Consider the following 17719-nt stretch of genomic DNA (forward strand, 5'->3'; position numbering starts at 1 on the left):
CCGGGGTCGGATGTGTCGAATGCCGACATGGCGGTCGTGACCCACCGGCGCCGACGATGGCAGCACCCGGGCCCGTGCGGGTGCGGACGAACCGGAGGTCACCGTGCAGGACATCCTCGAAGCGATCATGGCGGCGGAGGAATCGAACGATCCGGACCGCGAACTCGCCGGCGTCGCCGGGCTGCCCGTACCGGAGAGTTACCGAGGCGTCGTGGTCCGCGCCGAGGAGGCCCGGATGTTCGACGGCAAGCCCACCCGGGACAAGGACCCGCGCAAGGCGTTGCACGTCCAGGAGGTGCCGACGCCGGAACTGGCGCCGGGCGAGGCGTTGGTCGCGGTGATGGCCAGCGCGATCAACTACAACACGGTGTGGACCAGCATCTTCGAGCCGCTGCCCACCTTCAGGTTCCTCCAGCGCTACGGCCGGGTCTCCGAGCTGACCCGCCGGCACGACCTGCCGTACCACGTCGTCGGCTCGGACGCGGCGGGCGTGGTGCTGCGCACCGGTCCCGGGGTGACCCGCTGGGCACCCGGCGACGAGGTGGTCGCGCACTGCCTCTCCGTCGAGCTTGAGGACGCCGCCGGGCACGACGACACCATGCTGGACCCGCAGCAGCGGATCTGGGGCTTCGAGACCAACTTCGGTGGGCTGGCCGAGCTGGCGGTGGTCAAGGCCAACCAACTGATGCCCAAGCCACGGCACCTGAGCTGGGAGGAGGCGGCCAGCCCCGGGCTGGTCAACTCCACCGCGTACCGGCAGCTCGTCTCGCATCACGGGGCCAACATGAAGCAGGGCGACGTGGTGTTGATCTGGGGCGCCTCCGGCGGCCTCGGCGGATACGCCACCCAGATGGCACTCAACGGTGGCGCGATCCCCGTCTGCGTCGTCTCCTCGCCGGAGAAGGCGGAGCTGTGCCGCCGGATGGGTGCGGACCTGGTCATCGACCGGGCGGCGGAGGGTTTCCGCTTCTGGAAGGACGAGGAGACCCAGGACCCGGACGAGTGGAAGCGCTTCGGCGAGCGGATCCGCGAGCTGACCGCCGGCGAGGACCCGGACATCGTCTTCGAGCACCCGGGTCGGGAGACCTTCGGCGCCAGCGTCTACGTGGCCCGGCGCGGTGGGACGATCGTCACCTGCGCCTCCACGAGCGGCTTCCAGCACCAGTACGACAACCGTTACCTCTGGATGCACCTCAAGCGGATCGTCGGCAGCCACTTCGCCAACTACCACGAGGCGTGGCAGGCCAACCGTCTGGTCGCGCTCGGCAAGGTGCACCCGACGGTGTCCCGCACCTACTCCCTGGAGCAGACCGGTCAGGCCGCGTACGAGGTGCACCGCAACGCCCACCAGGGCAAGGTCGGGGTGCGGTGCCTCGCACCGACGGACGGCCTGGGCGTACGCGACGGGGAGCTGCGGGCCCGGCACGAGGAGGCGATCAACCGCTTCCGGGGGCACTGACCGGCACCGCCGGTCCGGGGCACTGGCCGGCACCGCCGGTCCGGGGCACTGACCGGCACCGCCGGCCCGGGGCACTGGCCGGCACCGCCGGCCGGACGGATGAACGCTCGATGGCCAATGCGCTGATCGGACATTGTTCTTCCGCTCCCATTAGCGGAAAACCCGCCCGGATCGAACAAAGGGCCTCGGGGTAACCCCGGGGCCCTTTTCCGCGTCACGCTCCGTGGCGTCCGACCCGCCCGGGACCTGCCAAGATCGGCGATTGGTCCCCCTCCGCCGATGGCGGGAGTTGACCATGTAAAGAGGCCACGAAAGCTGCGCACCGCTCTTGCGAAGCACCCTGGGGCGTCTGCCAGTATGTCCCAATGCCCCAGCAGCAGTCCTCCCCTCTCGCGTTCTTCGATAACGCGAACTCGCAGCCAGACTTCACCGTCGGCCTGCGCGGTTACAACACTCACCAGGTCGATGACTTCCTCGGCCGGATGACCGCCGCGCTGACCCAGTCCGAGCAGGCCCGTGCCGAGGCCGAGCAGCGGATGAACGACGCCCAGCGTCGGCTCCGCCAAGCCGAACAGCGCATGAGTGCGCTGGAGCAGAAGCTCACCGACACGAACAAGCAGCTCGAAGAGAACAGCCGGCCCACCCTCTCCGGCCTCGGCACCCGCGTCGAGCAGATCCTCCGGCTCGCCGAGGAGCAGGCGAACGACCACCGCAACGAGGCGAAGCGCGAGTCGGAGGGCATCCTCTCCGCCGCCCGCCTCGAGGCCCGCGAGATCACCGACAAGGCGCGTGCCGAGGCCGCGGCCATGAAGGCCAGCGCCGAGCGAGAGGCGGGCAACCTGCGCACGGCCGCCGAGCGCGAGGCCGCCGAGGTCCGGGTGCAGGCCCGCCGTGAGGCTGACACGCTGCGCGCGGACGCCGACCGCGAGACCAAGCAGCTGCGTACCGTGACGGCGCACGAGGTCGCCGAACTGAAGTCGACAGTCGAGCGGGAGGTGGCCACCCTTCGGGCCACCGCCGAGCGGGAGATCACCCAGCAGCGGGCCAAGGCCGCCCGCGAGGCTGAGGAGAAGCGCGCCGAGGCGACCAAGCTGCTGACCGACGCGCGGGACAAGCGCGACAAGGACCTTCAGGCTCTGGAGCTCCAGCTGGCCGAGCGGCGGGAGAAGTCCGAGCGCGAGGAGTCCGAGCGGCACGCTGCACAGGTCTCGCAGACCCAGAAGATGGTCAGCGAGGCCGAGCAGCGTGCTCGGGCCGCGCAGGAGCGGGCGAAGGAGATCGAGCAGCGCGCCGAGGCCCGCCGGGTCGAGTCGGAGCGCAACGCCGCCGAGACGGTGGACAAGGCCAAGGCGCACTCCGAGAAGACCCTCAACGAGGCAAAGGCCGAGTCGCAGCGTCTGCTCTCCGAGGCCCGTACCGAGGCGGAACTGACCACGCAGGCCGCCCGCCGCGAGGTCGAGGACCTCACCCGGCAGAAGGACGCGGTCACCTCGCAGCTGGGCCAGATGCTCTCCGGGCTCGCCGGCATCGTTCCGGGGATGCCCGCTGCCGCCCCGGCGGCCAAGCCGGAAGCCAAGAAGACCGACGGCGGTCAGGAGCGGGTGCCGGCGGAGACCACCGGCTGACGCGAGGCGTCAGGTCGGGGCATCGAACGGCGCGAGGTGACACCGGGTAACCGGTGCAACCTCGCGCCGTATGCGTTTCCCAGCCGGTGGTATCCCTTGCCCGCAACGGAGTGAAGTAGCTCGCACAAGGCGCGTCCGTATCGCCCCAGCAGGCCCTGTTGCGTGTGAGGATGGGGGCATGTCGCACGGCGAGGAACTGTTCGCTCTCGGCGGGGACGTGACGACGGAGCCCAGCTTCGAGTCCGCTCTGCGGGGGTACGAGAAGAAACAGGTTGATCGGTATGTCGCTCGTGCCGAGCACGAGATCGCGACCCTCGCCTCCGAACGGGAACAGGCGTATACACAGATCCACAAGCTCGCCGGCCAGGTCGAGGTGCTCCAGCGTGACCTGACGCAGGTCCGCAAGCAGATGAACGTGGTCGACCGGGCCTCGTTCCGCCACCTCGGCCCACGGGTCGAGTCGATCCTCACGCTCGCGGAGGAGCAGGCCGAGCAGATCGTGTCCGACGCGAACGTGGAGATCGAGGCCCGTCGCGCCGCAGCCGAGCACATCATCGAGGAGGCCCGCCAGCAGGCCGCGCGGGCCCTGAAGGACTTCGAGATCGCCCTCGCCGCGCGCCGCTCGGAGGAGGAGCGGCACAGCGCCGCCCGACGGGCCGAGGCCGAGGCCACTCTGCGGTCCGCCAAGGACGAGTCGGCGCAGTTGCGCAAGGCGGCGCAGGACGCGCTGGCGAAGGCCCAGCAGGAGGCCACCCAGCTGCGGGACACCGCCAAGGAGATCCACGCCCGCGCGCAACAGGAGTCGACCAAGCTGCGCGAGACGGCCCGGGAGACACTGGCCAACGCCCAGCAGGAGGCCAGCGACCTGCGCGGGGCCGCCAAGGAGGTGCACGCCAAGGCCCTCCAGGAGGCCAAGCGGCTCACCGACACCGCGACCGAGGCGGGCCGGGCCAGCCACGCCAAGGCCCAGCAGGAGGCAAAGCAGATCATCGACGACGCGTCGATGGCGGGACGCTCCACCCGCGCCAAGGCGCTGCAGGAGGCGGAGCGGCTGACCACGCAGGCCGCCGAGGCGGGCAAGCGCAGCCGTGCCGAGACCGAGGCGTACGTGCAGCGGATGCGCACCGAGACCGAGGCATACGTGCAGCACACCCGGGCGCAGACCCAGCAGGAGCTGGGCGCCTGGCGGGCCGGGGTGGAGCAGGAGGTCAACTCGCGTCGCGAGGCGGCCGACCGGGAGTTGGCGCAGCGTCGGTCCACTGCCGAGCAGGAGTTCGCCAAGCGCCGCGACGAGCTGGACAAGCAGCACACGTCCCGCCAGCAGGAGCTGGAGACCGGGTTCGCCAGCCGTCAGCAGGAGTTGGAGGCGGGTTTCACCAGCCGCCGCGACGAGTTGGAAACCGAGTACACGGGACGCAAGAACGAGCTGGAGACCGAGTACACGAGCCGCCGGGATCAGCTGGAGACCGAATACTCCACGCGCAAGAACGAGATCGAGCAGGGCGCGGCCGGGATTCGGCAGGCGGCCGAGCAGGACGCGGCGGCTCTTCGCCAGCGGTCCGAGGCGGAGGCCGCCGAGCTGCTGAGCCGGGCCGAGACCGAGGCCGGCGGCAAGCGCCGCGAGGCCGACGAGCACGTGGCGGCCTCCCGTCGGCAGTTCGAGGAGTACGCGGCCACCACCCAACAGCACCTGGCCACCACTCAGCAGCACCTGGCGGCCACACAGCAGGAGTCCGCGGCGGGCCGACAGCAGCTCGCCCAGGTGATGCTGGAGATCGCCCAGGCTCAGCAGCAGCTCGCCGACCTGCGCCAGGAGACCTGGAAGGCTCGGCAGGAGTCGGACGAGCTGCAGCGGCAGATGACCGAGGCGCGGTTGCAGAGCGTCGCTGGTCCGATCGATGGCCCGACCACGCCGGCCGCCGGTAATGGTGCGAGCCGGAACGCGGCCGACGAGAAGGCCGCGACCGTCTCCGGCACGGCGACCACCGACGCGGGCGCGACCGCCTCCGACACGGCGACCACCGACGCGGGCGCGACCGCCTCCGACACGGCGACCACCGACGCGGGCGCGTCGTCGGGGTCGGGAGCGGCCAACGGTCTCAAGACCGAGTCCGCCGACACCCGGCAGCCGGTGAACGCCGGGGCCGAGAGTGCCGGGCAGTCCACGTCCCGGCCGGTGGCCGAGCCGGTGACCACCGTCGACGGGGGCGCGGCCAGCGCCGGGGTGGACGGGGAGCCGACCGTGGCCGCCGTTCCGGGCGAGGGTGGCCGGGGCGCCAAGCCGACCAAGATCACCAGCACCGGTGAGAACGGCAAGCGACCCAGCAAGCCGACCACTGACGAACGCAGCGCCAAGCCCAGCAAGGTCACCATCGAGAAGGACTGACGGGTACGCCCCCAGCGCTGACTCGGGTGCGCGCCGAGATCTTGGACAGTTCCCGTCCCGCGTTGACGGAAACTGTCCAAGATTCAGATGTGCGTCGGATGGCGTTGGGATGGGGTGGGGCTCCAGCCGGCCGCGACGAGGGCACGCCGGACGGCGCCGGCGACCTCGTCGGGACGGGCGCGGACCAGCCAGGCCGGAAAGCGCAGGATCCGGTCGCCGCTGGTCCAGACGTCGTTCTGCCGACGCATGTCGTCTGCCCATTGGCGGGCGTCCATGTGGTGCGCGCCGTCGACTTCGACATGCACCCGCCACTGCCGCCAGTACGCGTCCAGCCAGCGGTTGCGGCCAGCCGCGTCCACCCGATGCTCCTGAAGATCAGGTACGGGCAGCCGGTGCCGGCGACAGAGGCGCAGGAAGTCGATCTCCGAGAGCGCCTGCGCGCCGCCGGCGATGTCACCGACGGTCTGTTGGATCAGGTGCCGGCGGGGCGCTCGCGGGAGGACGTCGAGCACGGTCTGCAACTCCTCGGGAAGCACCCGCCGCTGCTGACAACCGGCTGCCAGCACCCCCTGCGCCTCCTCCACTCCGACTGCCCAGCCCGCCGCGTCGACGAGTGCTCTGGCCGTCGTGGTGCGCGGTGGACGGGCGAGTTGCCGGTGCGAGTCCGGCAGCACCGACGTGCGATGCACCACTACCGCGGGCATGTCGATGGGGAGGCGACGCAGCGAGGTCCGTGCGGCACGGCGGGCGGCCGGCACCTGCACGTGCAGAGGCTCACGGCGCAGCCCGCGTACCCCGGCTTCGGTGGCGGCGGTTACCCCGGCCAGCATCGCGCCTGGTCCGGCGGCCAGCACCGCGACCCAGAGCTGCTGGTCGCGGCTCAGGCGACCGTTGCCGGTCAACAGGATCCCACGGCAGATCGACCGCCAGCGGCCGGAGCGGATTCGCCCACGGACTGCCCCCTCGCTGAGCAGGCTGGAGACCTGCGCGGTCGTCAGCACGCCCGCCTGCTCGAAGGCGAGCCAGTCGAGTGCGTCGGCGTCATCGGCAGGCAGCATCCGAACAGCGTTCACCGCCGCGAGCCCGCCACACCACCAGATCTTGGACAGTTTCCGTCAACGCGTAACGGGAACTGTCCAAGATCTGCGCGTGGGCTGGGTCTGGAGGGTGCCGACGGTGGTTGGGTGGGGCACCTGGAGCGCCGGATTGACGGTCTCGTGGTCGATGGTGACCATGGGGTGGCTACGCTGCTGGCGCGCTGGGAGATGATCACAAACGTCCGCCGTCAGTCGATCGAACTGGTGCGGGACGTTCCGCGTGGCGGTCGTTCGTGACCACCACCCGTCATCCCACCGCCTGAGTCGGGAGGTCTCTGGTGCCGCAGCACGACCCGTCCGGCGACGACCCGGGCGTGACCCCGGGGCCACCGCCAGCGGAAAACCCACCGGCGGAGACGCCACCGTCTGCGAAGACGCCACCACAGGCGGAGACGCCACCGCCTGCGGAGACGCCGCCACCGGTGCCGGTTCCCGCTCCGGGAATCGACCCGGATGAGCCACCGGCGGTTCCGTCCGGAAAGTTCGGCACACCGGGGCGTCCGCTGCGGCGCAGCAGCTTCCTGATCGGGTTCACCGGGGCGTTGGGTGTGCTGCTGGCGTACACCCTCTATCTGGGGATTCGCAATGCCGGCGGCATCCTGGTGCTGGTGGTGATCGCGCTCTTCCTGGCGGTCGGCCTCAACCCGGCGGTGGTCCGGCTTCGCCGCTGGGGCGTGCCGCACGGCCTGGCGGTGGCGGCCGTCGCGTTGACCGTGGTGCTGCTGCTCTGCGGCGGCGTGGTCGCACTGGTTCCGCCGATCGTGACGCAGTCGGGACAGTTCGTCGACCAGATCCCGAACCTGCTCGACGAGTTGCGCCGCAATCCGACGGTCAATGACCTGGTGGAGCGGTACGACGTGGTGGAGCGCGTGCAGGGCGCGGCCAACGCGCAGACCGTCGGCCGGGCGCTCGGCGGGGTGTTGGGCGGCGCACAACTGATCTTCGGCACGGTGTTCCGGACGCTGACGGTGCTGGTGCTGACGATCTACTTCCTGGCCTACTTCAACAAGCTTCGCGCCCTGGGCTACTCGTTGGTGCCCCGGTCGCGGCGCGAGCGGGTGCAGCTGATCGGCGACGAGATCCTGGCCAAGGTCGGGGCCTACATGGTCGGCGCGCTGAGCATCGCGGTGCTGGCCGGCGCGACCACCTTCGTCTTCGCGCTGATCGTCGGGCTGCCGTACCCGTTCGCGCTGGCCGTGGTGGTGGCGGTGACCGACCTGATCCCGCAGATCGGCGCCACCCTGGGCGCGGTGATCGTGAGCCTGGTCGGCTTCGCCGCCGACCTGCCCACCGGCATCGCCTGCGCGGTCTTCTTCCTCGTCTACCAGCAGGTGGAGAACTACCTGATCTACCCGAAGGTGATGCGGCGCTCGGTGGAGGTCAACGAGGTGGCCGCCCTGCTGGCCGCCCTGCTGGGCGTGGCGCTGCTGGGCGTGGTGGGCGCGCTGATCGCCATCCCCACGGTGGCCGCGCTGCAACTGATCCTGCGCGAGGTGGTGCTGCCCCGCCAGGAGACCCGCTGACCCACGGCGAAGGGGGTCAGCCGGCCTGACCGGCGGCCGGCCCGGGGACGGGCGTGTCGGCGAACGAGGCGACCGTCCGGTCGGCGTACGCGCTGACGTCGCCGGCCTCCATCGGGCCGTCCCAGGTCGTCGGGAGCGGCACCTCGACGGCCGGGTTGACCCGCCGGACGATCTCGTCGAGCACCGTCTCCGCGTCGCCCACCCAGAGGTGCTTGGCGCCCGGCACGCCGACGACCTCGGCCTGCGGCACGGCGGCGAACCGCTCCCGCGCCTCGGTCGGGCGCAGGTAGTCGTCGAACTCGGGCACCAGCGCCGTCAGCGGCCGACCCGAGGCGGCCCAGGTGGTCAGGTCCTCGGGTGTCGAGAAGCGTAGCGGCGGGGAGAGCAGGATCGCCCCGGCGACAGCCGGGTCGCAGCCGTACTTCAGGGCCAGGTCGGTGCCGAACGACCAGCCGACGAGCCAGATGTTGGGCAGCTCGGCGAACTCCGCGTACTCGATGGCGGCGGCCACGTCGTACCGCTCCCCCACCGCGCCGTCGAAGGTGCCCTCGCTGGTGCCGCGCAGGCTGCTGGTGCCCCGGGTGTTGAACCGCAGCACGGCCAGGTCGGCCAGGGCGGGCAACCGCCAGGCCGCCTTACGGAAGACGTGGCTGTCCATCATCCCGCCGTGGGTGGGCAGCGGGTGCAGGCAGACCAGGGTGGCCACCGGCGGCCGGTCGGCCGGCAGGGCCAGCTCGCCGACCAGCCGCAGACCGTCGGCGGTGTGCAGCTCGATGTCCTCCCGGCGGCCGGGCAGGATCGACGACGCGCGGATCGCTGTGCTCACCGCCCAAGTGTGTCGTGAAGTCACCGCCGCCGCCCGCCCAGGCACGAACAGCGTGATCCAGGTCGCTGAGCCGCTGCGCGGACAGGGCGCGCGGCCCCCGGCCGGGTTGGTCAGTAGCGCGGGGTGCCGCGGCCGCGCTGCACCGCCGGGCCACGCCGATCCCGGGCTCGCCAGCAGCCGCTGTGCCAGTGTCGCCGGTCGGTCAGGTCACCCAGGCCGTCGGCCGGCCAGGCCACCAGGTGCGCCACCCCGGGCCGGATCTCCTGGTCACAGCCGGGGCAGCGGTACGTCTTGACGGACGCCCCCGCGCCGATCCCGCGTACCTGCCAGGCGCCGTCGGTCCACTGCTGCACCGAGGCGACACCCTGCCGGACCCGATCGGCGTCCAGGTTGGCGTTGTCGTCCCGGCGAGGGCGATTGCGACGGGGGCTCACAGTCACCAAGGTTACGGTCACTTCCAGCTGGCCGGCTCGCCCAGGTCGTCGGCGACCCGGAGCCCGCCGATAACCGTGCTGACCTCGGCGTCCGTGGGCGGGCGCTCCCAGCGGTTCTCGTGCCCCATGGACAGCAGGGTGTGCGGAATGCCGAGCACGTGCCAGAAGTCACCCATGTCGAACACCGGCCTGCCGGCGATCTCGCGGTTGGCCTTGGACCGGTCGGGCGAGGATGGACGGGGTGAGTAGTAGAGCCGCACCGGCAGGGTGCCCGCGCCCTGGAGAGCGACCGTGAGCGCCGCTTCGGTCTGATCCGAAGCCGCGACGGGCCTCTGGGTCGGCGTGGTGGTTCCCGCCACGTTCACGATGCTGGGCCAGGCCAGCTGACGCACCGCCACCTCGCACGCGCTGATCCGGGCACCTGGCGGCAGAGCGGTCAGTCGGACCGGGGCGACACAGCGGCGGGCTTCGTCGAACCGAAGCGCCGCGGCCGCTCGTTGGACCTCGGCACTGGTCTCGCCGAGGGTCGCGACCCGGACATACAGGCCCGGGACGGGCTGCCAGCGCAGCACCCACCCCTTCGCGACCCGGTCGAGCTGACGGATCACCCCGTTGTACCGAGATGCGGAGTCGACGTCCGGGCCAGGCGAGGGAAGATCCTTCTCGCTGTCGGCGGCGTTCACTCTGTCGGGGCCGATGTCCCGAAGCTGGCTCGGGTCACCGGTCTCGGCCGTCCGTGGGTCGGCAGCAACGATCACCAGAGCCTGCACACCGCCGCCCAGGTCCAGTCGCATGCTCTCGACCTGAGCTGCGGAGCGCCAGGCGACCGGCTTCGCTGCTGACGGATCGACCCCGAAGTGCAGCAGCTGGGGGTCGGAGCCGATCAGGGCGGGGCTCGCCGCTGCCCCCGGAATCCCCGGTGCGCGGGGCGGCGTGACCACGACCAGGCTGGGCGTGACTGCCGGCTGTGGCGGCGCGGCCGACGGCGTACGGAGGGCCACACCGGCCCCGAGCAGCACCGCGACGCCGAGCGCTGTCCCGATGACGGCGCGCCGTCGCCGCCGACGGGTTCGTCCCCCGTGCACCGCCGCCGTCAGCAGGCTGTCGGTGTCCACGGGTCCGTCGGCCTGCTCCCGGAGTACCCGTGCGATCCGCTCGTCGAGGTTGGTCACGGCCGGCTCCCGTTCGTCGTGGGAACGCCGTGGCGCTCCCGCAGCTGGCTGAGCGCCCGCATCGCATGGGTGCGGACGGTGACCGGGGAACAGCCGAGAATCTGGGCGATTGTCGCGTCGTCGAGGTCCTCGTAGTAGCGCAGCACGAGCACCGCGCGCTGCCGGTCGGGCAGGCCGAGGATCAGCCGCCACATCTCGTCCCGGTCGGCCGCGTCGCCGCCCAGGTCCCCGCGCCCCGGCCGGTCGGCGAACTCGGCAGTGGCCAACTCCCGGCTGGATCGGCGGCGCCACCAGGAGGTGTTGGCGTTGACGAGCATCCGGCGCACGTAGACGTCCGGATGGTCGGCACGGGCGATCTTCCGCCAGTGCACGTACGCGCGCGCCAACACGTCCTGGGTGAGGTCCTCGGCCCGGTGCTCGTCACCGGTCAGCAGCCGGGCCAGCCGGACGAGCGCCGGCCCGCGACTGCTGACGTATTCCTCGAAGGTCACACCACTGAGACGCCGTCACCGGCGCCCGCTGTTGACACCGGTCAGCGGTGCGAGTGGTCGCGGAAGCCGCGTCGGGTCTTGCGACCCAGGTAGCCGGCGGTGACCAGGTGCTCCAGCAGCGGCGCGGGCGCGAAGCCCGGCTCGCGCAGCTCCAGGTACAGCTCGCGCTGGATCGCCAGCGCGACGTCCAGCCCGACCACGTCGAGCAGCTCGAAGGGACCCATCGGGTAGCCGCAGCCCAGCTTCATGGCGTGGTCGATGTCGTCGGCCGTCGAGTAGCTGGCCTCCAGCATCTTCACCGCGTCGTTCAGGTACGGGAAGAGCAGCGCGTTGACGATGAACCCGGACCGGTCGCCGCAGACCACACCGGTCTTGCCGAGCGCGGCGCAGACGGCACGGGCGGTGGCGGTGGCCTCCGGTGAGGTGCGGATGGTCCGCACGACCTCCACCAGCGGCATGACCGGCGCCGGGTTGAAGAAGTGCAGTCCCACCACGTCGGCCGGTCGGTGGGTGGCCATCGCCACGTCGATCACCGGCAGGGACGAGGTGGTGGTCGCCAGCACGACGCCCGGCTTGCAGATCTCGTCGAGGCTCGCGAAGAGGGCCTTCTTGACGCTCAACTCCTCGACCACCGCCTCGACCACCAGGTCGACGTCGGCGAGGTGGTCGAGGGTGGCCGACCAGCTGATCCGGCCGAGCGCGGCGTCCCGGTCGGCCTCGGTGAGCTTGCCGCGCACCACGCCCTTGTTCAGCGAGGTCTTCACCGCCTCGCAGACCGCCGCGGACTTCTCCGCGCCGCGGGTCACCGACACGACCTCGTAGCCGGCCGTCGCGAACACCTCGATGATGCCGGTGGCCATCGTCCCGGAGCCCACGATGCCGACCTTTGCGATGGCGCGCGCGCCGTCGGCCAGCCCGGCCTCCGTGGCCGGCGGCGTCGCCTCGTCCGGTACGACCACCGGCGAGCCGGGCCGCTCGTAGGTGTAGAAGCCCCGGCCGGACTTCCGGCCGAGCAGTCCCGCCGTCACCATCTGCTTGAGCAGCGGCACGGGGGCGTGTCGGCGGTCCCGCCCGCCGCGCCGGTACATGGTGTCCAGAATCTCGTACGCGGTGTCCAGGCCGATCAGGTCCATCAGCGCCAGCGGGCCCATCGGCAGACCGCAGCCGAGCTTCATCGCGGCGTCGATGTCCTCCCGGGCGGCGTAGTGCGACTCGACCATGGCGACCGCGTGGTTGAGGTAGCCGAAGAGCAGCGCGTTGGCGATGAAGCCGGCCCGGTCGTTGATGGTGACGTCGACCTTGCCGAGCCGGGCGCAGAGCGCCTCGACGTCGGCGACCACCTCGGGCGAGGTGACGACGGTGCGGACCACCTCGACCAGCTTCATCACCGGCGCCGGGTTGAAGAAGTGGATGCCGATCACCTGGTTGGGCCGGGTGGTGGCCACCGAGATCTCGGTGACGCTCAGCGACGAGGTGTTGGTGGCGAGAATGGCCTCCGGCCGGCAGACCCGGTCCAGTTCGGCGAAGATCCGCTGCTTGAGGTCGAGGTGCTCGGGCACCGCCTCGATGACCAGGTCGACGGAGTGCAGCGCGGGCAGCCCGACCGCGAAGTGCACCCGCTCGTGCAGGGCGTCGCGGTCCGCCGCGGCGAGCTTGCCCTTCGCGACCGCGCGGTCGGTGGAGGCGGTGAGGGTGGCCCGGCCCCGTTCCAGCGCCGGCTCGGAGATCTCGACCGCGACCACGTCGATGCCGTTGCGGGCGAAGACCTCCACGATGCCGGCACCCATGGTGCCCAGCCCCACCACACCCACGGTGCTGAACTCGCGCGCCACGACCGGCCTCCCCAGACACTCCGCACGGCCCCTGAACGGCCGCTAAGGTTATGCGCGCGAGTCTGCCACGTGGCGCTTGGTTGTCGAGACGCCGTGGCATATTTCACCGCCGACGACGTGGGGCCGCTAGGCGGCCGGCGCGCTGGTCAGGGCCAGCAGTTCCGCGACGAACTCCGCCGGCCGCTCCAGGTGCGGGCTGTGTCCGCAGCCGGGCAGCACCACCTCGTGGTACGCGCCGCCGGCCGCCGCGTACCGCTCCAGCACCGACCGGGTCTGGCCCACCATCGGCTGCGGCGGGCAGGCCTCCTCGCCGGGCCAGTCGGGTACGAGACCCAGCGAGCCCAGGTACGCCAGGTCGAACAGCGAGGTGTCCGAGACGATGACGTCGGCGTCGCCGCGTACCCAGGTGATCGGGGGCTTGTCGGCGACGGCCACCAGCTCGTCGGCGAGCCGGAACCAGGTCGGCGCGAGCGCGTTGAGCACACCACGTCTCCCCGGCGCGGTGCCCGGCCAGTTCGTCGAGGGCGCCGCCGTGCCCGGGTAGTTGTCGTCCCCGGTGGCGGTGGAGAGCACCGTGTCCAGGAGCAGGTCCTCGTCCGCGCCCAGTGCCGCCGCATCGGCCACATAGGTGGCGCGCAGGACCGCGCGCGGGCTGGCCGGGGCGTCCGCGCTCCGATCGCCGGCGGCGAGCCGGGCGACGAAGTCCGGATTCGCCGTGCCCGCGCCGGTGCCGGCGAAGTCGGGAGTGGTGGGTGTGCCGGTCAGGTCGCGGGTGCCGCCGAAGCCGTACGGGGAGACCGGTGCCGCGAGCAGCAGCGCGCCCACCCGGTCTGGATGGTCGACGAGGAGACGCATCGCCACCCCGCCCCCGAGGGAGTGCCCGACGACCACCGGGCGGGTGTCGGTGGCACCGAAGAGCGTCGGGTCGTCCAGGAGGGCGGCCACGTCGTCGGCGAAGTCCCGCAGGCCCCGGGTGGCGTCCACCGGGGCGGTCGCGGAGTCGCCGTACCCGCGCAGGTCGGGGGCGACCACCCGCAGCGTCGGCGGCAGCCGCCGGACCAGCGGCTCCCAGAACAGCGCGGAGGAGCAGTTGCCGTGGATCAGCAGCACCGGGATGCCGTCCGGCGGGCCGGCCACCCGGACCGCCTGGGTGATGCCGTTCGCCGTGACGCTCCGCTGCTCGGTTTCCATCCGCGGGATGGTGCCACGCCCGCCGGCGCGGGTCCAGGTGCCGGACAGCCACCCCGGGTGCGGCCCAGGTGTGGGCCACACCCGGGTCGGCGGGCGCTGGTCAGCGGCGGACGCTGGGCGGCGCGGCCAACGGCAGCGGCAGTGTCGGTCGGACGTCCCGCCGGGACGGGCCGAAGCTGAGCCCCACCGGATCGGTGTGTGCCACCCCCGGGTCGAACAGGCGCAGTTCGGTACGGCCGAGTCGGATCACGTCACCGTCGGAGAGAAGCTCGACCTCGGTGATCCGGCGGTCGTTGAGCCAGGTGCCGTTTGTCGAGCCGAGGTCCCGCAGCGACGGACCCTCCGGGGCCAGCCACACCTCGGCGTGGCGGCGGCTCAGGTGCGGGTCGCTGATGACGACGTGACCGGTCGGTGCTCGACCGACCACCTGTGGTTCGATCCGAAGTCGGAAACTCGCTCCGCGCATCGGCCCACCCGCCACCGTCAGCAGCGGTCTAAGTTCCGGATGTTCCTCCATGGACAGTCAGCCCTCCACCCCACACCGTTACTCCGCGCGTCAGCCTGCCATCAGACGGTAGTCATCGATACCGCCCAGCCGGTCAGCTCCTCGCCACCTCCCGGCTACCCGCCGTTCGACGATTCGGGCGGATCGCGTTCACCATCAGCGCCTTGGCCTGCACTGATCAACGATCAGGCGCAGCCGCACGACTCCGGGCCGGTCGGCAACGATCTGGACCTACCGGTGAGTAATCCTCGGGTCTAGACTTCCGCCATGACGGCTGTGCAGGTCCCCGGTCTTCCGGTCATCGAGGCGGGTCGGCTGGTCTCCACCAGCCCGGCCACCGGCGTCGAGGCCGGCCGCTTCGCGGTCGCGACCGACGCCGACGTGCGGCGGGCCGTCGAGGACGCCCGCGCCGCCGGCGGGTGGTGGGCCGGGCTCGGCTTCACCGACCGCCGCGAACGGATGCTGCGCTGGCGCGCCCTGCTCGCCAAACGCATCGAGGAGCTGGCCGAGCTGGTGCACGTCGAGGGTGGCAAGCCGACCGCCGACGCCATCGTCGAGATCGTCACCGCGATCGAGCACATCGACTGGGCCGCCCGCAACGCCAGCCGGGTGCTCGGCCCGCGCCGGGTGCGGTCCCGGCTCATCCTCGCCGAGTTCTCCGGTCACCTCGAATACCAGCCGCACGGCGTGGTGGGCGTGATCGGGCCGTGGAATTATCCGGTCTTCACGCCGATCGGTTCCGCCGCGTACGCGTTGGCCGCGGGTAACGCCGTGGTGCTCAAGCCGAGCGAATACACCCCGGCCGCCGGCCAGTGGCTGGTGGACAGCTTCGCCGAGGTGGTGCCCGAGCACCGGGTGTTCAGCGCCGTGCACGGGCTGGGCGACGTGGGCGCCGCGTTGTGCCGCTCCGGGGTCGACAAGCTGGCCTTCACCGGCTCGACCGCCACCGCCCGCAAGGTGATGGCCGCCTGCGCCGAGACGCTGACCCCGGTACTGATCGAGGGCGGCGGCAAGGACGCCATGATCGTCGACAGCGACGCCGACCTGGACGCCGCGGCCGAGGCGTGCGTCTGGGGCGGCATGACCAACGCGGGCCAGACCTGCATCGGCATCGAGCGGGTTTACGCGGTCGACTCGGTCTTCGACGCCTTCGTCGACAAGGTGGTCGCCCGCGCCGGTCGGTTGACAGTGGGGCCGGAGGGCACCGACATCGGGCCGATCACCATGCCCCGGCAGATCGACGTGATCCGCCGGCACATCGACGCGGCGATCGACTCCGGTGGGCGCGCCGTGCTCGGTGGTCCGAGCGCCGTGCAGCCGCCGTACGTGCACCCGACCGTGCTCGTGGACGTCCCGGAGGAGTCAGCCGCCGTCCAGGAGGAGACGTTCGGCCCCACACTGACCATCAGCCGGGTCCGCGACGCCGACGAGGCCGTCACCCGCGCCAACGCCCTGCCGTACGGCCTCGGGGGTTCGGTCTTCGGCCGGCGGCGGGCGGTGTCCATCGCGCGGCGGCTACGCTCCGGCATGGCCTCGATCAACTCCAGCCTGACCTTCGCCGGCATGTCCACCCTGCCGTTCGGCGGGGTCGGCGACTCCGGCTTCGGGCGGATCCACGGGGAGGACGGGCTGCGCGAGTTCGGCCGAGCCAAGGCGATCACCCGCCGTCGGGCCCGTTCACTGTTGCCGTCGATGACCTTCGAGCGCACCCCGACCGACGTGGCCCGACTCGTCAAGGCCATCAAGGTGATGTACGGCAGATGAGTGTCGGATAACCGATCTCGACGAAGATCGGCGTATCCACATGTTTATACGCGGTGTCGGCGGCGGTACATTGCGTTAAATGGGCCCCAATCGATTGCGCTACCGCCTTGTCGACAGCGACCAGTCGTGGAGTGCGCGGCGGCGCCGGCATCGCTCGGACTGGTTGGCACGCACCTTCCCCGAGATCGGCGACATGCACGTGGTCGATCTCGGCGGCCGGCTCGGCACCTGGCACCGCGCGACCGTCCGGCCGGCCCGGGTCACCGTCATCAACCTGGAGCAGCCGCCCGCCGTCGTGCCGGACTGGGCCCACGTCGAGCAGGCCGACGCCTGCGACCTGCCCGCACGACTCGCCCGGACCGAGTACGACCTGGTCTTCTCCAACTCCGTCCTGGAGCACGTGGGCGGGCACGAACGCCGGCTGCGCTTCGCCGCCGCCGCCCGCGCGATGGCCGACCGGCACTGGGTGCAGACGCCCTACCGCTACTTTCCCATCGAGCCACACTGGATCGCGCCCGGGATGCAGTTCCTGCCGGTACGACTGCGCACCGCGCTCGCCCGCCGTTGGCCGCTGGGCCACAAGCCGACCCGCAGCCACGACGCCGCCATCCACCAGGTGCTCTGGACCGAGTTGCTGGACCGCTCGCAGATGCGCCACTACTTCCCCGACTCGCACATGCTCGTCGAGCGGGCGTTCGGCCTGCCCAAGTCGCTGATCGCGGTGCGTACCGGCGGGTGAGCCGCTCAGAAGAGCGTCAGTTCGTCCTTCTCGATGCCCCGCAGCCGGTCGTAGTTCACGACCACGCACCGGATGCCCCGGTCCGCGGCGAGCACCCGGGCCTGCGGCTTGATCTCCTGGGCCGCGAAGACCCCGGCCACCGGGCTGAGCAGCGGGTCACGGTTCATCAACTCGAGGTATCGAGTCAACTGCTCCACACCGTCGATGTCACCGCGCCGCTTGACCTCGACGGCGACCGCGCCGGAGTTGGCGTCCCGGCACAGCAGGTCGACCGGGCCGATCGCCGTCATGTACTCGCGGCGGACCAGCGTGAATCCCTCGCCCAACGCCCCGGGGTTGGCGGCCAACAACTCCTGGAGGTGCGCCTCCACCCCGTCCTTGCGCAGGCCCGGGTCCACCCCCAGCTCGTACGAGGTGTCCTGGAAGATCTCCTCCAGGGTGATCCGCAGCTCCTCGCCGGCCTTGTTGACCACCCGCCACACGCCGGGGGCCTCCTCCAGCCGACAGGGCGGGCTCATCCAGTTCAAAGGTTTGTACGCCCGGTCGTCGGCATGGATCGACACCGACCCGTCCGCCTTCACCATCAGCAACCGGGTGGCCGGCGGCAGGTGAGCCGAGAGCCGTCCGACATAGTCCACCGAGCACTTCGCAATGACCAACCGCACCCGACGAGGG

Annotated in this window: 16 protein-coding genes; 7 read left to right on the forward strand and 9 right to left on the reverse strand. The window is 71.5% G+C overall.

Features of this window, described 5'->3' with window-relative positions:
- The first annotated feature begins 103 nt into the window (after window positions 1–103).
- From ccrA to AB0A90_RS13545, 3 genes are all read left to right on the forward strand, one after another.
- Complete coding sequence (gene ccrA, locus AB0A90_RS13535) at window positions 104–1459, forward strand: crotonyl-CoA carboxylase/reductase (RefSeq protein WP_357246273.1); 1356 nt, start codon at window positions 104–106, stop codon at window positions 1457–1459.
- A 365-nt stretch (window positions 1460–1824) separates the two neighbouring features.
- Window positions 1825–3084: a DivIVA domain-containing protein gene (locus tag AB0A90_RS13540; protein WP_357246276.1), complete on the forward strand. Its 1260-nt coding sequence runs from the start codon at window positions 1825–1827 to the stop codon at window positions 3082–3084.
- Window positions 3085–3262: 178 nt separating this feature from the next.
- Window positions 3263–5470: a hypothetical protein gene (locus AB0A90_RS13545; RefSeq protein WP_357246279.1), complete on the forward strand. Its 2208-nt coding sequence runs from the start codon at window positions 3263–3265 to the stop codon at window positions 5468–5470.
- 83 nt (window positions 5471–5553) lie between these two features.
- Here the strand turns inward: AB0A90_RS13545 and AB0A90_RS13550 are convergent, their stop codons facing one another.
- On the reverse strand, window positions 5554–6528 hold the full coding sequence (locus AB0A90_RS13550; RefSeq protein WP_357246282.1) for a hypothetical protein: 975 nt from the start codon (window positions 6526–6528) through the stop codon (window positions 5554–5556).
- A 126-nt stretch (window positions 6529–6654) separates the two neighbouring features.
- On the opposite strand from AB0A90_RS13550, the gene AB0A90_RS13555 reads away from it, so the two are divergent.
- Complete coding sequence (locus AB0A90_RS13555; protein WP_357246286.1) at window positions 6655–6804, forward strand: hypothetical protein; 150 nt, start codon at window positions 6655–6657, stop codon at window positions 6802–6804.
- A gap of 206 nt (window positions 6805–7010) precedes the next feature.
- A complete protein-coding gene (locus tag AB0A90_RS13560) occupies window positions 7011–8090 on the forward strand; it encodes an AI-2E family transporter (protein WP_357247135.1) in 1080 nt (359 codons plus the stop codon).
- A 16-nt stretch (window positions 8091–8106) separates the two neighbouring features.
- Here the strand turns inward: AB0A90_RS13560 and AB0A90_RS13565 are convergent, their stop codons facing one another.
- The 7 genes from AB0A90_RS13565 to AB0A90_RS13595 all read right to left on the reverse strand — a co-directional run bounded on the left by AB0A90_RS13565 (window position 8107) and on the right by AB0A90_RS13595 (window position 14502).
- Complete coding sequence (locus AB0A90_RS13565; RefSeq protein ID WP_357246287.1) at window positions 8107–8916, reverse strand: alpha/beta hydrolase; 810 nt, start codon at window positions 8914–8916, stop codon at window positions 8107–8109.
- 110 nt (window positions 8917–9026) lie between these two features.
- Complete coding sequence (locus AB0A90_RS13570; protein WP_130404050.1) at window positions 9027–9356, reverse strand: ATP/GTP-binding protein; 330 nt, start codon at window positions 9354–9356, stop codon at window positions 9027–9029.
- A gap of 11 nt (window positions 9357–9367) precedes the next feature.
- Entirely contained in the window at window positions 9368–10522 is a 1155-nt protein-coding gene (locus AB0A90_RS13575) for a hypothetical protein (RefSeq protein WP_357246291.1), read from the reverse strand.
- Window positions 10519–11013 (reverse strand): SigE family RNA polymerase sigma factor, encoded by a 495-nt coding sequence (locus AB0A90_RS13580; RefSeq protein ID WP_357246294.1) that lies wholly within the window; start codon window positions 11011–11013, stop codon window positions 10519–10521. Before AB0A90_RS13580 ends, AB0A90_RS13575 begins: the two co-directional genes overlap by 4 nt.
- Window positions 11014–11054: 41 nt before the next feature.
- Window positions 11055–12845 carry a 3-hydroxybutyryl-CoA dehydrogenase gene (locus AB0A90_RS13585; protein ID WP_357246297.1) on the reverse strand — a complete coding sequence of 597 codons (1791 nt, stop codon included), beginning with the start codon at window positions 12843–12845 and terminating at the stop codon, window positions 11055–11057.
- A gap of 126 nt (window positions 12846–12971) precedes the next feature.
- Complete coding sequence (locus AB0A90_RS13590; protein WP_357246300.1) at window positions 12972–14036, reverse strand: alpha/beta hydrolase; 1065 nt, start codon at window positions 14034–14036, stop codon at window positions 12972–12974.
- A gap of 100 nt (window positions 14037–14136) precedes the next feature.
- Window positions 14137–14502, reverse strand: coding sequence for an FHA domain-containing protein (locus AB0A90_RS13595; RefSeq protein WP_357246303.1), 366 nt, complete (start codon window positions 14500–14502; stop codon window positions 14137–14139).
- 306 nt (window positions 14503–14808) lie between these two features.
- On the opposite strand from AB0A90_RS13595, the gene AB0A90_RS13600 reads away from it, so the two are divergent.
- Window positions 14809–16305: an aldehyde dehydrogenase family protein gene (locus AB0A90_RS13600; RefSeq protein ID WP_357246306.1), complete on the forward strand. Its 1497-nt coding sequence runs from the start codon at window positions 14809–14811 to the stop codon at window positions 16303–16305.
- 79 nt (window positions 16306–16384) lie between these two features.
- Complete coding sequence (locus AB0A90_RS13605; RefSeq protein WP_357246309.1) at window positions 16385–17044, forward strand: class I SAM-dependent methyltransferase; 660 nt, start codon at window positions 16385–16387, stop codon at window positions 17042–17044.
- A gap of 5 nt (window positions 17045–17049) precedes the next feature.
- Here AB0A90_RS13605 and nucS read toward each other — a convergent pair whose 3' ends face one another.
- Window positions 17050–17709 carry an endonuclease NucS gene (gene nucS, locus AB0A90_RS13610; RefSeq protein ID WP_357246312.1) on the reverse strand — a complete coding sequence of 220 codons (660 nt, stop codon included), beginning with the start codon at window positions 17707–17709 and terminating at the stop codon, window positions 17050–17052.
- Between the last annotated feature and the right edge of the window lie 10 nt (window positions 17710–17719).

This window comes from Micromonospora sp. NPDC049204 (assembly GCF_040647935.1).
GTDB lineage: Bacteria > Actinomycetota > Actinomycetes > Mycobacteriales > Micromonosporaceae > Micromonospora.